Genomic DNA, 14048 nt, shown 5'->3' with positions numbered 1-14048 from the left:
TTCTCGCTGCGGGTATGCACAGTCACGGACATATCCGTCGGAACTTCTCCTGCGGCACGTAGCGCTCCCATTCGGCGCGGGTGAAGGAGCGGCCGGCGATGGCACATGCGGCGGCCACCGGGTCGGCGGGCAGGACGACGTTCCACAGCCTCGCGGTCCCGTCCTCGCCCACCGTCGCGACGGTGGTTCCATCCCGGCTGTAGGCGATGTCGGTCACAGCGCCGGTATGTCCGGTGAGCGGAGCCCCGATCTGACGGTACGTCGACAGATCCCACAGCCTCGCGGTGTGGTCCGCGGAGCCGGTCGCGAGAATCCTGCCGTCAGGACTGAACGCCATCGCGCTGATCCGGCCGGCGTGACCGGTCAGGGCGGCTCCGATCGGACGATGGCCCGCCACGTCCCACAGTCGTACGGTGTCATCGGCTGCTCCGATGGCCAGGGTCCTGCCATCGGGGCCGAATGCCATCGAGACCATGATCACGTTGGTGCCGACGGGCAGCGGAGTCCCGATCTGACGGCCCTTGGCCACGTCGAAAAGACGCACGTGGCGGTCGAAGTCATCGGTGGCCAGGAAGGCGCCGTCGGGGCTGATGGCCATCGCCGAGATGATCGGGGCGTTGCCGGGAACGCGGATTCGTGTCCCGATCTCGCGGCGGCCCGCGACGTCCCAAGCCACTATGGAATCGTCCTTTTCGACGGCGAGGAACCTGCCGCCGGGGCTGAGCGCCGCGACACCACTACGTTTCTCCACGTAGCCGGGAGAACCGGTCTGACGTCCGCTCGTCGTGTCCCATGTCCGCACGGCGTCGGTGCTCAGAGTCGTGAGTGTCCGCCCGTCGGCACTGAACGCCATCTGAAAGACGGCGCCGCCGCTCGACGGGCTGTCCGCCGATCGCAGCAGGCGGCCGGTAGGACGTTGGGTGGCCACATCCCACAGGCGGACCGCCGGATCGTCTCTTCCGGGTCCGCCGCTGGCGAGGGTTCGTCCATCGGGGCTCAGAGCGATGGCGGATCTTCCGGGCATGGCGTCGCCGATCTGCTGGTGGGTCAGGGGATCCCACAGCCGCACCACGCCATCGTCGCCCGCGGTGGAGAGGAGCCTTCCGTCAGGGCTGAACGCCACTCGCCAGAGGGGAAGGTCGTTGGCGCCCAGTACGCCCACCTGCTGGTGGCTGGTCGTGTCCCAGAGACGGATGAGGCCGTCGTCTCCGGCGGTGGCGAGTCGCCTGCCATCGGGGTTGAAGGTGATCCAATGGAAGGCGCTTCTGCCATCGGGCTTCCTCAGGGCGGCACCGATCTGCCGGTGGGTGGCCAGACTCCAGAGCCGGGCGGTTCCATCCGTGCTCGCGGTCGCGAGGCTCTTCCCGTCCGGGCTGAACGCGACGCCGTCGACGTCACCGGTGTGTCCCGCGAAGGGTGCGCCGATCTGATCGTGGGAGGTGGTGTCCCAGAGGCGTACGGTGCGGTCGGAGCTCGCGGTGGCGAGGCGCTTCCCGTCGGCGCTGAAGGCCACCGCGTTGATCGTGTCATGGCCGTCCGCTCCAGTGGCGCGGCCGATGTTCTCCCACCGTTGGCGGCCGTCGGCGACATCCCACAGCCGGACGATGTTCCCGAAGCCCGCGGCCGCGAGAGTCCTCCCGTCCGGGGCGAAGGCGATCGCCGAGACGAGAGCCCCGTTGTCCAGCGGGCGCCCCACCTGTCGGTGCGTGGACACGTCCCAGAACCGGACGATCCGGGCGCATGCCGAAGCCAGCACCCGCCCGTCGGGACTGATGGCCACCTGCACCCCCGCCGGGAGCCAATCGGAGCACTCCTGTCGGGGGAGGACGATCGGGGCGCCGAGTTGCCGATGCGAAGCCGTGTCCCAAAGGCGCGCGGTCCCGTCCACGCCGCCGGTGGCGATCATCCTGCCGTCGAGGCTGAACGCCGATGATCTGACGTACGCCTCGTGCCCGACGAGCGTTCCGCGGGTCGCGCCCGCCGCCGTGACCAGCAGACGATGGCGGGCCTCGGGGGTGGGAGCGATTCGCCACGCCGCCACGGCCAGCTGTGCGGAGGCGATCGGATCGCCGACGATCTCGCTTTGCGCTGCCAACTGGCGCGACACCGCCAGTTTGCGTTGGTGGTCGGCCTCGTTCGCCGCGTTGACGGCGGCGCCGGCCGCGATGAGGGTGAAGATCGTCAGCACCGCCAGGCCGACCATCACGAGACGGCGACGGCGGTCTGCTCGCCGGGCCTCTCGCGTCGATGCCGCGATGAAGCCTTCCACCGTCGGGCCGGGCGGCGGAAAGCTGTCGAGGTCGCGGTCCCAGCGGGGCCGGCTGTCCTGTACGGACAGCAATCGCGCGCCCCGGTAGAGGAAGGCGGTGTCGCGGTGGTGCTCGGCCCACTCCGCGGCGTCGTCGATGAGCTGGTCGTACACCGCCTGTGCGGTCAAGTCGGGCTCGAGCCACAGACGGAGCGCCGGCCAGGCGGTCAAGAGCGCGTCGTGGGAGATTTCGACGGCGTCCTCGTGCAAAGTGATCAATCGCTGGTCGGCGAACGCGGACAGCAGCGTCTCGACACGATCCCGCCGCTCCGCCGAGTCCGCGGACACGGCCGCGTGAATCTCGGGTAGGGTCACCCTGCGCCGCGCCACTCGCCCACCTACGGTGATCAAGGTCATCCGCCGGAAGAGTTTGAAGGCGGTCTTGCGGTCGTCCGTCGATAGGAGCCCCAGGACCTCGTCGGCGGTGCGCCGTACGGAGTCGCGGATCCGGCCGGACTCCTCATAGCCGCGGATGGTCAGCCGACCGTTCTCCCGCCTGTCCCACATATTGCGCAACGCCTGCGAGAGCAAGGGCAGGGCCCCTGCCTCGTACCGATCGCCGACGGCCTGGTCGGCGCGCAACTCGGCCAGGATGGTGTCCACCAGGCCCGGCTCGATCTCCAGGCCCACCGCGGCCGCGGGCCCGGTGATGGCCAGCCGCAGATCCTCTTCCGTCATCGGCTCGACGATGACCTGGCCGTCCTGGATGGCCTCGGCCAACTGCGGGTAGGCGGCGCATCGGTCCCAGTAGTCCGCGCGCACACCGATGATCACTCCGGCTTGCGCGGGGCCCTCGGCCAGGGCGTGCAGAGCCCCCACGAACGCTTGGCGCTCCCGCTCGTCGGCCACCACGGTGAACAGTTCCTCGAACTGATCAACCACCAGTATTGGCCGGCGGTCCGGCGGGACACTTCCGGACAGGGCATCCTGCGGCTCGTCTCGCAGCCCCTCGTAAAGCTTTTCGGCGTCCCCACCGAACACTTCCGTCCAGCGCTCCGCCAATGCGCGCAGCGGCCTTGAGGTCGGCGTCACGAGCAGGCGCGGCCAACGCTGCGATCCGACCGCCGGCAACATCCCTTGCGCCAGCGCCGGCATCAGCCCCGCACGCAGCAGCGACGACTTGCCCACACCCGAGGGACCCGAGACGAGCAGCACGGTGCCGTGCTCTGTCAGGCGTGATCCCAGGCGCTCGAGAATGCCGCGGGTCGCCCGCGTACGCCCGAAGAAGAACTCGGTCCGCTCGGCGTCGAATGGCGCAAGGCCCTGATAAGGGCACACATCGTCCACAACGTCGGACGCCGTCGATGGGGCGCCGTATTTCCGCGGATGGGGGAGTCTCGCCGGCGCCTGCGGCAGCGCCGGTGCCCGCGGCCGGCGATGGTCGCCGTGGCCACCCTGATCCATGACCTTCATTCTGTCGAATCGTGGTCGTATCGATCAATCGCGTCCAACAGGGCAGGAGAGCGGCGGCTGCCGGCCGGCGGCTGCCCACGACGATCCGCAGGTCACTTCGCCACAGGTCGGTTCTGGTCTCGCGCACGTCGTCCGATCCCGTGCAGTTCCGTCCGACCCATGGCCTGAACAGCTCGAACACGCGTTAGGTGTACTTGCGGATCTCACCAACGAAGAAACAGGGGACCGAGCGAACCATGCACAGCGGGATCGGCTCTCAGAAGCCATACGGGCACGCTCAGCGCACATCCGGTGCGCTGGAGGCCGCATCGTTCGATGCACATCAGCGACGTTGGTCAAGGAGTATGGCGAACGCCGCCTCGACGAGGATTTCAACACGACCGGCCGGAGCGGCGACGGGCTTCGCCCCGGGGACTGTGACGGTTCCCATCCGCAGCGCCGGAACACGCATCACATAGAGCGCCGGAACACGCATCACATAGACGGTGGCGCCGCCCGGCGGGCGGCGCCCCACAGCCGGTCATCGCTCACCAGCAGCCGTGGACATGGCGGATGCCGTGGGTGCGCCGGTGACCAGCGTGTCACCGACCCGGTGAACCTACGGTGTCACCGCACTAGTTACGTCGGCGTCGGGCGAACAGCAGGCCCGCGCCGCCGAAGATCAGCACCGCCATGACCCCGACGATCGCCAAGAACGGCATGTTCGAGCTCTTCTTGCTCTGCGACGCGGCGGGGCTGGCACTGAGCGTGGTCGTGGACGACGTGGGGTGCGGTGACGCGCCACCGGGGGTCGCCTGCGACGTGACGGGCTTGTGGGTCGGCTTGCCGGGCGTCTCAGGCCGGCCGGCCCTGGCCGCCACGACGATCTGACCGCGGACCGTACGGCCGTTGCCGCACGACGCGGTGATGGCGTACGTGCCGGCCGGCAGGTCCTTCTTGAGCCGCGGATCGCCGTCACCGGTGTCCGCCTTGCCGTAGAGCGTCACATCGTGCGTGAACGCCGCCGACTTCGCGATGTGCGGTGTCGGGCCGACGCTGCAGCCGGGAACGGAGATGTGGATCCGTTGCCCGGCATGCGGCGTGTTCGGTGTCACATCGATGCCCTGCGCGGCGGCGGGCGCGGCGCCCAGACCGGTCGCCACAACGGCCGCGACGGTGGCCGTGACGGCCTTACGCGCTGGTCGCACTGCTTCCTCCTCCAAGCCTCGCGGGCTCTCGCCCCCGCTGTGCGGGCAGCTTCAGGTCAATCCCGGCACATGCAAGTTACTGCATATCTTGATCAAGCGCCGAGAGGTTAGGGCTACGCTATTGATTCGCTTTGCTGGTGTTAACGGTTGTCAATAGACGGGGTAGCTGGTGCGGTCGACGAGGATCCTCCCGATTGTCCTGATTCCGGCGACGTTGGTCACTCTTGCGGGACCGGCGCTCGCCGGACCCGCCAATGAGGACGGTACTCCGGTGACCGTCCAGGCGGACGATCCGTTCGGTCTCGCCGACCCGGCCACGTTGGCGTTCTGGACTCCTAAGCGCATGGCGGCGGCGACACCGCTCGACGGCCGGCCGATGCAGGCCCTCTCGAGCGGCAAGATGGGCATCGCGTCCAGCAGGCCGACCGCGAGCACGTGGTCGGGCAGCCCGGTGGTCGGCGCGCTGTTCCTCAGCAACGGCAGCGGCAGCCACTACTGCACCGCGAGCGTTGTCAGTACGCCCAAGAAGAGCCTCATCCTCACCGCCGGGCACTGCCTCTACGGCACCAAGGGCTGGGCCAAGAACATCGTCTTCGTGCCGCGCTACAGCCAAGGCAGCCGCCCGTACGGCGCCTGGACCATCAAGTACATGTACGTCGACTCGCGCTGGAAGAAGAACCGCGACCCGGACCTCGACTTCGGCTTCGCGGTGGTCGGCACGCGCAACAACCTGAAGATCGCGGACGTCGTCGGCGCGAACCGGCTCGTCATCAACCAGGGCTACACCAACCGGGTCCGCGTCATCGGCTACCCGATGAAGAAGTACGCCTCCGTCGACAAGCCGATCTACTGCACGGTGACCACCCACAAGGCCTTCAAGTACCAGATCAAGTTCGACTGCAACGGCTTCTACGGCGGCACCAGCGGCAGTCCTTGGCTGAAGAATTACAACACCACCACCCGGCGCGGCGACGTGCTGGGCGTGATCGGCGGCTACCAGGAGGGCGGCAAGTACGACTGGCGCTCCTACAGCTCGGTCTTCGACAAGGACATCAACCACCTCTTCACCACCGCCAAGAACCGCGGCTAGGGCGCGCCCGGCGGATCTCCGTCCGGCTGCGCGGCGGCCAGAGCGTGCCCCAGTCTGCGACACGGCGGTGGAAAACCCGGCGGCGGCGCGGCGATGATGCGATAGTTCGTTATCGTGTACGCCTGCGCACGGAGGGTGAGTCACCGGTGAAGACCAGACGACTGTGCTGCGCCGTCCTGACCGGCCTGGCGTCGCTCACCCCGGCCTCGCCGGCCTGGGCCGCCGGAAGGCACGGCGCCCACCCCGTCACCTTCGTCGACCGCGCCGCCGGCGCGCGCAGCGCCGCGTACTGGACGGCGGCCCTGATGGCGTCGGCGACCCCTCTCGACCCCCGGGACGTGCGCCTGGCGCGGCAGGCAGGCCCGCCCTCGGCGATTCCCTCGGCCGCCCCCACGACCGGCAGCCGCGTCGTCGGAGCGCTCTTCTTCGGCAGCGGCAGCGGCCGCCACTACTGCACCGCCAGCGTCGTCGACTCTCCGAAGAAGAACCTCCTCATCACGGCGGCCCACTGCCTCTACAGCCCGACCAGCCATACCTGGAACAACCACATCGTCTTCGTCCCGAAGTACAGCCAGGGCCGCCGCCCGTACGGCACCTGGCCGGTCTGGCTGATGGTGACGGACGAGCGCTGGCTCGACCACGGCGACCAAGACGCCGACGTCGGGTTCGCCGCCGTGCAGGTGATGGACGGCCGGCGCATCGCCGACGTCGTCGGGGCGAACGAGATGCTCGTCAACACGGGTTACTCCAACCGCGTCACGGTCATCGGCTACCCGTCGAAGGCCAACGACCCGAGCGACCGGCCGATCCGCTGCACCGGCCGCTCGTACCGGCAGGACGATCGCCAGCTCCGGTTCGACTGCGGCGGCTTCACCGGCGGCACCAGCGGCAGCCCGTGGATCGCCCAGTACGACGACCAGGCGCAGCGCGGCTACGTGATCGGCGTGATCGGCGGCTATCAGCGCGGCGGCGACTACGACTGGCGGTCCTACAGCCCGCTCTTCGACGACGACATCGGCCGCCTCGCCGTCACCGCGAACAACCAGGCCTGAGCGCTGGGAGGCGGCCCCGTACCCGCGTGTGGGCGAACGTCCACATCCGGCCACGGCGCGGCATCGAGATGGCCTTGCTGACCTGCGGATACACGCCCGGTCGGACGACCGGATCGACGGTATCGGCGGCCTGATCGCCCGAAATCTGGGTCTATCGCTTTAATGATCATGAAATAGTGCGCCGTCGTACTGTTTTCGATCATGAAAGCGGGGGCCTGGTGAAGATCAGACCATTGCTCCATGGCGCGCTGCTGACCGCGTCACTCTTCTCCCTCGCGGTGCCGGCCGCGGCGGCCGACACCGACACGGTACGGGCGGTGAGCCACGATCAGGACACCGCGCAGACCGCCGCATATTGGACCGTCGCCCGGATGGCGTCCGCCACCTCGGAGGGGACCAAGGGGAAGACCCCGGATCTGGCCGGTCCGCCGGCCGGGACGCCGAGCTCGAAGCGGAGCGGTGGCAGCAAGGTCGTCGGTGCGGTGTTCTACCACAACGGCAGCGGCGACCACTACTGCACCGGCAGCGTCATCCACACGATGGGGAAGAACGCCGTCCTCACGGCCGGGCACTGCCTCTACGACACGAACAAGCACCGCTACTTCAGCAACATCGCCTTCGTGCCGGACTACAACACCTCCCGGCCGAGGCCGTACGGCGTCTGGCCCGTTCGCAGGATGTACCTGGACGGGCGCTGGACCGGCCACGGCGACCCCGACCTCGACTTCGGCTTCGTCTCGGTCGGCACGGTGGGTGGACGCCACATCGAGAACGTGGTCGGTTCCAACAAGTTCCGCGCGACTCAGGGCTTCCACCGGTGGGTGACGGTCATCGGTTACCCGCAGAAGAGGTACTACCACGCCGACCGGCCGATCCAGTGCTCCAACTGGACGTTCAAGCACTCGACGTTCCAGCAGGGTTTCGACTGCAAGGGCTACTACGACGGCACCAGCGGCAGCCCGTGGATCATCAACTACAACAGCCACACGCAGAGCGGGTTCGTGATCGGCGCGCTCGGCGGTTTCCAGGCGGGTGGCGCGTACGACTGGCGGTCCTACAGCGCCGTCTTCGACAACGACGCCGCCACCCTCCTCGCCAAGGTGAACTGATGCGGCGCCGAACTGTTTCCGATCACGAAGGCAGGCGCCTGGTGAAGATCAGACGAATGCTCCAGGGCGCGCTGCTGACGGCGTCGCTCCTCTCCGTAGCGGCGCCGCCCGCCATGGCCGCCGGGGACGGCAGCAAGGTGCACCCGGTGAGCCACGTCGAGAAGAACACCTCACAGATCCTCAAGTACTGGACTCCGGCTCGGATGGCGACCGCTTCGCCGGTGACCAGCCGGAACGCCGAGACGCTCCTGCCGGCCGGCCCCCCGTCCGGTACTCCGTCCGCCCACTACAGCAGCGGCAGCAAGGTCATCGGCGCGCTCTTCTTCAACAACGGCAGTGGCGGCCACTACTGCACGGCCAGCGTGATCAACGCGTCGCAGCAGAACCTGCTCCTGACCGCGGCGCACTGCCTGTACGACCCGGACAAGCACCGTTGGAACAGCAACGTCGCGTTCGTGCCCGGCTACAGCGCGGGGCACCGGCCGCACGGCGTCTGGCCCATCTGGATGATGGCGGTCGACAAGCGCTGGACTGGCAACGCCGACCAGGACCTCGACTTCGGCTTCGCCGCCGTCAACGGCCGCATCGCCCACACCCTCGGCTACAACACGATCTGGATCAACGAGGGATTCCATCGATGGGTGACGATCATCGGCTACCCGGCGAGGGACCACAACCACAACCCGCCGGACAAGCCGATCGAGTGCACCAACTACACGTTCAAGCAGGCGACGTACCAGCAGGGCTTCGACTGCAAGGGCTTCTACAACGGCACGAGCGGCAGCCCGTGGATGTTGAGTTACGACAGCCGCAGGCAGACCGGGTACGTGATCGGCGCGCTCGGCGGTTACCAGCGGGGCGGCGCGTACGACTGGCGGTCCTACAGCGCCGTCTTCGACAACGACATCCTCAAGCTCAGGAAATACGCCAACGACTGCCAGCCCTCGCACTGCTGAGGGCGGTCGTCAGGCGGCCTCGGCGACGGGCTCCGGCCGGACCACCGCACGCCGCTTGGAGCGGGCAGTGCGGAGCCCGTCCACGCTGAGGATCAGCAGAGCCGCCCAGACCAGTAGGAACCCGACCCACCGGCTCGCCGGCATCGCCTCGTGCTGGACCACCAGCCCGATCAGGAACTGCAGCACCGGCGCCAGGTACTGCAGCATGCCGATCACGGTGAGCGGCACCCGCGTCGCCGCGGTGTTGAAGAGCATCAGCGGGATCGCCGTCACCACCCCGGCGCCGACGAGCAGGGCGAGGTGCCCGCCCCCGTGCCCGGTGAACGTCTGATGCGGCGCGAACAGCGTGTACCCCAGGGCCGGCAGGAACAGCACCGCCGTCTCCACCGTCAGGCTCTCCGCCGACCCCGTGGCCGCGAACTTCTTGACCAGGCCGTACGTGCCGAAGCTGCAGGCCAGCAGCAGCGCGATCCACGGCAGGCGGCCGTAGTCCGCGGCGAGGACCGCGACGGCGGCCACGCTGATCCCGATCGCCGCCCACTGCCAGGGGCGCAGCCGTTCCCGGAAGATCAGGACGCCGAGCAGCACGCTGACCAGCGGGTTGATGAAGTAGCCGAGGGCCGCCTCGATCGTGTGCCCGTTGTTGACGGCGTAGATGTACGTGCCCCAGTTGACCGTGATGATCATTGCGGCGAGGGCCAGCAGCGCGATCCGCCGTGGCCGCATGGTCTTAATCCAGGCCCAGTTCCGGCGCACGGCGAGGATCACCAGCACAGCGGCCAGCGACCACATCATGCGGTGGGCGAGGATCTCGAGCGGCCCGGCCGGCTTCAGCAGCGGCCAGTAGAGGGGGAACAAGCCCCACATCGTGTACGCCGCGATGCCGGACAGAATGCCACGACGGGTATCAGCCACGGAGAAATAGTAGCAAGTCGTAATCAGCGTAAATGCTGAACGGTACTGTCAAGCAATGCTTCACGGACGACGCCTCGTTTGCGCCGGGGGATAACCTGCAGGGGTGTTCGGATTCGCGCAGACGAAGATGATCAGTCCTGACGAGGCCCTGCCCGGACGGGACACTTCCATGGCGGTGGCCGAGCGGCACACGGTGCTCGGCACCCCACTCGCCCCGCCCTACCCGCCCGGCACCGCGATCGCCGAGTTCGGCGAAGGCTGCTTCTGGGGCGTCGAGCGCGCCTTCTGGAAGATCCCCGGCGTCGTGTCCACCGCCGTGGGCTACGCGGGCGGCTACACCGAGAACCCCACGTACGAAGAGGTGTGCTCCGGCCTGACCGGCCACGCCGAGGTCGTGCGCGTCGTCTACGACCCGGCCAAGGTCTCCTACGAGCAACTGCTGAAGGCCTTCTGGGAGGGCCACGACCCGACCCAGGGCATGCGCCAGGGCAACGACGTCGGCACGCAGTACCGCTCGGTCATCTTCTACCGCGACGACGCGGAGCGCGACGCCGCCCTGGCCTCCCGCGACGCCTACCAGAAGGTCCTGACCGAGAGCGGCTACGGCGAGATCACCACCGAGATCGTCCCCGCCGGCGAGTTCTACTTCGCCGAGGACTACCACCAGCAGTATCTTTCAAGCGATAAAAACCCCAACGGCTACTGCGGCGTGGGTGGCACCGGTGTCAGTTGTCCGGTGGGCATCGCTCGGGCCGAGTGAACGACACCGTCTTCGACGAGGTCTCGGTTCTGTGGGCGGAACATCTCGGGCTGACGTTCCCGGATGACCTCAAGTGGCTGGAGGTTGACGGCGAACCGGTCGTGCTGCTCGACAGCGACATGGCCGGTTGCGTGAGTAGCTATCTAGGCGGAGCGCTGGACGCCGAGAAGCGCGTCATTCTGGATGACTGCAGCCGGGTGCTCCAGAAGCTTCTTCCGAAGCTTCGCCGTGGCGAAGGGCGTCGATACGCGGAGCGCCACATCAACGTCCATGGGAAATATTCGTTCACTCCCACAGGTCCGGCCGGGCCCGGCAAAGGCGCCACCGCAACCCGGCAACTGCGCGACCCCGATGCCCGGGACGAGGACGAGGACTTCGACGAGGACGACTCCCAGTAGGGCCCTCCGCTCCCGAAGGTGTCCTCCGCCGCCAAGCAAGGGGTCTTCTCCCGAACGCGACCGCAGCCCCAAGGTGTGCGTCAGAGCCCAATTTCCTGTCGCTCAACATGTCCGTGGCGTGACGCCGGAACTCTGTCAGTGGTTGGCTGGCGCCCGTGCCCCCTCCGGAGGGCGGGGGCGGATCTGGCATGGAGGTCCCTCGGTGCCGATTGGGGCACTTGTCGTCCATCCGGCTCGATCCGGTCCACTCCCTGCCGGGACCCGGCGATAGGCACGCCGGGTCCCGGGGCGCGTCACCGTCCGGAGCCGCACCGCAAGGTCATGTCGTCCAATCGGACGAACTGCTTGACCCCGTTGTCCTTACCGAAGATCGCCTGGACGTAGACCCTGTCGATTCCGGTCAGGTTGACCGAGGTGGTCCTGATCGGCTGGTAGCCCGGGCCGGTGAGCCAGGGCGCCGTGGCGGTCAGCTTGTGCCAGCCGTTGGGGTCCCAGATCTCGAGGCCTACCTGGGCGCCTCCGCCCAACGGCTGTGCGTAGATCTCCGCGCTGCAGTTCGACCGGTCCTCCCACGGGCCGATCGGTACTGCGATGCGTTCGGCCGCCCACCCCTGGCCGGTGTACAGCCAGCCGTTGTTGGCGCCGGTCCTCGCAAAGCCCTGGTCGATGTCCGCGTCGGCCCTGCCGTCCCCACTCACCAGCGGCTCCCAGTGGCTCCAGGGGTTGCCCTCGAAGCCGTCGGAGAACTGTGAGGCGGACGCGTGCGCCGGCGTGGCGGACAGGCCGACCACGGTCAGCCCGATGACCGCCGACAATGCGAGGAACTTCCTCGCGCTTTTCGCCGGGATTCTCCTTGATTCGGCGGATCGCCCGAGAGGGCGGATAAGGCGTGACGCCATCAAGTCCTTGATCTTGATTGTGGTCTTGTCGCGTTGCATGGGGTGCTCTCCTTCGAACGGTGTACCTGTGCTGGCCACCTAAGGTTCCGGGATCGCTGATGCGCGCGGTATTACCAAGGTTGGGGATTGCGGATGGTGGGGTGATCTGTTTCGGCGCGGCTCCGGTGAGCGGCTGCGAGGTGAGCTCGCGTCTTTGGGCAGTTGACAGGGCGCGCGTAACTGGAGCACCTTCGGTCATCGCCGTATTGCCTCGTGGGGAGGGTGCGCTGTGTTCCCGGGCGCCTGTGTCAGGCGGTGATCGCGGCGATCAGTTCGTCTCGTCCGTTGGCGCCGGTCTTGCGGTACACCGCCTTGAGGTGGGCGTTGACCGTATGCAGCGACAGGTCGAGGCGCCGGGCGATCTGCTTGGGCGCTGATCCGGTGCACACCTCTTGGACAACTGCGCGTTCACGTTCGGTGATCCCGTGCCACTCGCAGAACGGTAGTAGCGCTTCCTTACCGGCGGCCTGGATGACGATGGCCACATCACCGGTTCCGCCCTCGTCCAATGGCTGTCCTTGAACGGTGACCCACCGGCCGAAGCAGATCGGGGGAGCACAGGCCAGCGGTACCGGGGCATTCGCGTCCCTCGCCCGCCGCCGAACGGCCAGCGACATGCCGGTGTGGAACGGCTCGATGGTCCACTCGGGCGGGCCGTACCTCCCTGACGCGCCCATCATGTGCAGCCATTCCCGCGCCTGCGGGGTAACCGCTTTGATCTGGTGCTGTTGGTCGAGGATTATCACGCCCGCCGGCGGGGCCGGGGTCGGCGCGCGCAGCGGGTGAGAGGTGACCAAGGCCCGAACGGCAGCGACCAGCGTCGGGGTCATCTCGGCGACTTTCTCAACGTCCTTCTGGCTGAACTGGATGCCGCCCTCGGCACGCAGCAGTCCGAGCATCCCCCAGCTGCCGCGCGAATCGCGCAGCACCAGCCGCAGCTCGCTGCCGGCCCCGTTGGCCGCGAAGACGTCGTGGGGCAGCCGTTCCCACCGGGATCCTTCGCCTGGCTCACCCACATGGCGCGTTCGAGCGACCCTTCGGTCACCCATGACGCCGCCGGGAAGCCGTCGCAGGGCGAGCCGCTGTGGGCTCAACGGGTCTTCTCCCCGGTAGTGGCTGAGCAATAGCGCCCGCCCCAGGTCGGGTTCGTACCCGTGCCAGAAGCTGAAAGCCCCCGTCTCCAAGCCCAGCGCCGGATTCGACCCGATGAGCCGCAGCGCGTCATGCGCCACCCGCGACGCCACGAGGCGGGACAGTAACTGCCCCAGCTCCTGCGGGCCGGGTCGCTGCAAGACCATCGCGCGCAGCTCCCGGGTCATCCACTCCAAACTGTCCACCACACGAAGCAAGTATTCGCCTGTAAGCAGGCGCGCGAGCCGTAACGTCACCAGCGTGTCGAAACTGACGGGACTGGGGACTGTCCGGGCACGAGAACATCCGCAGCCTGGCCATCTATACCAACCTCACCCCGCCGCCCTCGCCGAACACGACCCCGGCCGCCGCCACCGCTGCCAATAGATCGGCGCTCAACAGTCCCGACGGCGGCCCGCCGTCCACAACGCTGGACCCGAGAAGGACGCCCAGTAGAGCCGCGCCTGGAGGTCAGGGTGTCTGCTGGAGCGCCCGGTAGATGGTGCCGCGGCTCACTGGCCGGTCGCCGGACAACGTGTCGGCTGTGTCAATCGGTCGTGCTGGCGTGCGCGGCGATGATTCGCCAACCGTGCGTCTCGTCGTATAGCCAAGTACGGGTGTAGCGGATCCTGGCCGCGAACGGCGCCCCGGAGATGGTCCCTTCGACGGTGCCGAGAAACCACGTCACCCCGGTGTGCCCGTCGGTGAGCACGGTCAACTCTTCCTCGGCCACCCTCGTCACCACCTGCGCTCGAGTGCGGTGCAGCTCCAGGTCGTCCGCCTTGGTCTGA

13 protein-coding genes are annotated in these 14048 nt (G+C 68.0%); 6 read left to right on the top strand and 7 right to left on the bottom strand.

Annotated features, from left to right (window positions below; genetic code table 11):
- Window positions 1-22: 22 nt before the first annotated feature.
- The 3 genes from AB0I04_RS15945 to AB0I04_RS15935 all read right to left on the bottom strand — a co-directional run bounded on the left by AB0I04_RS15945 (window position 23) and on the right by AB0I04_RS15935 (window position 4908).
- Window positions 23-3712: a hypothetical protein gene (locus tag AB0I04_RS15945; protein ID WP_360884624.1), complete on the bottom strand. Its 3690-nt coding sequence runs from the start codon at window positions 3710-3712 to the stop codon at window positions 23-25.
- A 331-nt stretch (window positions 3713-4043) separates the two neighbouring features.
- Complete coding sequence (locus AB0I04_RS15940; protein WP_360884621.1) at window positions 4044-4196, bottom strand: hypothetical protein; 153 nt, start codon at window positions 4194-4196, stop codon at window positions 4044-4046.
- Window positions 4197-4335: 139 nt separating this feature from the next.
- Complete coding sequence (locus AB0I04_RS15935) at window positions 4336-4908, bottom strand: LPXTG cell wall anchor domain-containing protein (protein WP_360884618.1); 573 nt, start codon at window positions 4906-4908, stop codon at window positions 4336-4338.
- Between the two features lie 271 nt (window positions 4909-5179).
- Here AB0I04_RS15935 and AB0I04_RS15930 point away from each other — a divergent pair, with 271 nt between their 5' ends.
- From AB0I04_RS15930 to AB0I04_RS15915, 4 genes are all read left to right on the top strand, one after another.
- Window positions 5180-5998: a trypsin-like peptidase domain-containing protein gene (locus AB0I04_RS15930; protein WP_360884615.1), complete on the top strand. Its 819-nt coding sequence runs from the start codon at window positions 5180-5182 to the stop codon at window positions 5996-5998.
- Window positions 5999-6144: 146 nt separating this feature from the next.
- A complete protein-coding gene (locus tag AB0I04_RS15925; RefSeq protein ID WP_360884612.1) occupies window positions 6145-7050 on the top strand; it encodes a hypothetical protein in 906 nt (301 codons plus the stop codon).
- 218 nt (window positions 7051-7268) lie between these two features.
- Window positions 7269-8159, top strand: a complete 891-nt coding sequence (locus AB0I04_RS15920; RefSeq protein ID WP_360884609.1) for a hypothetical protein — start codon at window positions 7269-7271, stop codon at window positions 8157-8159.
- Between the two features lie 41 nt (window positions 8160-8200).
- On the top strand, window positions 8201-9115 hold the full coding sequence (locus AB0I04_RS15915; RefSeq protein ID WP_360884606.1) for a trypsin-like serine protease: 915 nt from the start codon (window positions 8201-8203) through the stop codon (window positions 9113-9115).
- A gap of 9 nt (window positions 9116-9124) precedes the next feature.
- On the opposite strand, the gene rarD is transcribed toward AB0I04_RS15915, so the two are convergent.
- Window positions 9125-10030 carry an EamA family transporter RarD gene (gene rarD, locus AB0I04_RS15910; protein ID WP_360884603.1) on the bottom strand — a complete coding sequence of 302 codons (906 nt, stop codon included), beginning with the start codon at window positions 10028-10030 and terminating at the stop codon, window positions 9125-9127.
- Between the two features lie 103 nt (window positions 10031-10133).
- Here rarD and msrA point away from each other — a divergent pair, with 103 nt between their 5' ends.
- Both msrA and AB0I04_RS15900 read left to right on the top strand, forming a co-directional pair.
- Entirely contained in the window at window positions 10134-10790 is a 657-nt protein-coding gene (msrA, locus tag AB0I04_RS15905; RefSeq protein ID WP_360884600.1) for a peptide-methionine (S)-S-oxide reductase MsrA, read from the top strand.
- Window positions 10787-11188 (top strand): hypothetical protein, encoded by a 402-nt coding sequence (locus AB0I04_RS15900; RefSeq protein ID WP_360884597.1) that lies wholly within the window; start codon window positions 10787-10789, stop codon window positions 11186-11188. Before msrA ends, AB0I04_RS15900 begins: the two co-directional genes overlap by 4 nt.
- Before the next feature lie 293 nt (window positions 11189-11481).
- On the opposite strand, the gene AB0I04_RS15895 is transcribed toward AB0I04_RS15900, so the two are convergent.
- The 3 genes from AB0I04_RS15895 to AB0I04_RS15885 form a co-directional block, all read right to left on the bottom strand.
- Window positions 11482-12003, bottom strand: a complete 522-nt coding sequence (locus tag AB0I04_RS15895) for a hypothetical protein (protein ID WP_360884594.1) — start codon at window positions 12001-12003, stop codon at window positions 11482-11484.
- A 371-nt stretch (window positions 12004-12374) separates the two neighbouring features.
- Window positions 12375-13466: a helix-turn-helix transcriptional regulator gene (locus tag AB0I04_RS15890; protein ID WP_360884591.1), complete on the bottom strand. Its 1092-nt coding sequence runs from the start codon at window positions 13464-13466 to the stop codon at window positions 12375-12377.
- A gap of 338 nt (window positions 13467-13804) precedes the next feature.
- Window positions 13805-14048: nuclear transport factor 2 family protein (locus tag AB0I04_RS15885; RefSeq protein WP_360884588.1), on the bottom strand; the 244-nt coding region annotated here is incomplete at its 5' end.

The sequence above is a fragment of the Actinoallomurus sp. NPDC050550 genome (assembly GCF_040655075.1).
GTDB lineage: Bacteria > Actinomycetota > Actinomycetes > Streptosporangiales > Streptosporangiaceae > Actinoallomurus.
Note: the sequence above shows the minus strand (reverse complement) of the source record. Positions and strands in the feature narration are given on the sequence as shown.

Excerpts from the sequence above, each read along its gene's own strand:
- AB0I04_RS15945 (WP_360884624.1), bottom strand. The coding sequence starts at position 3,712 with ATGGATCAGGGTGGCCACGGCGACCATCGCCGGCCGCGGGCACCGGCG.
- AB0I04_RS15940 (WP_360884621.1), bottom strand. The coding sequence starts at position 4,196 with ATGCGTGTTCCGGCGCTCTATGTGATGCGTGTTCCGGCGCTGCGGATG.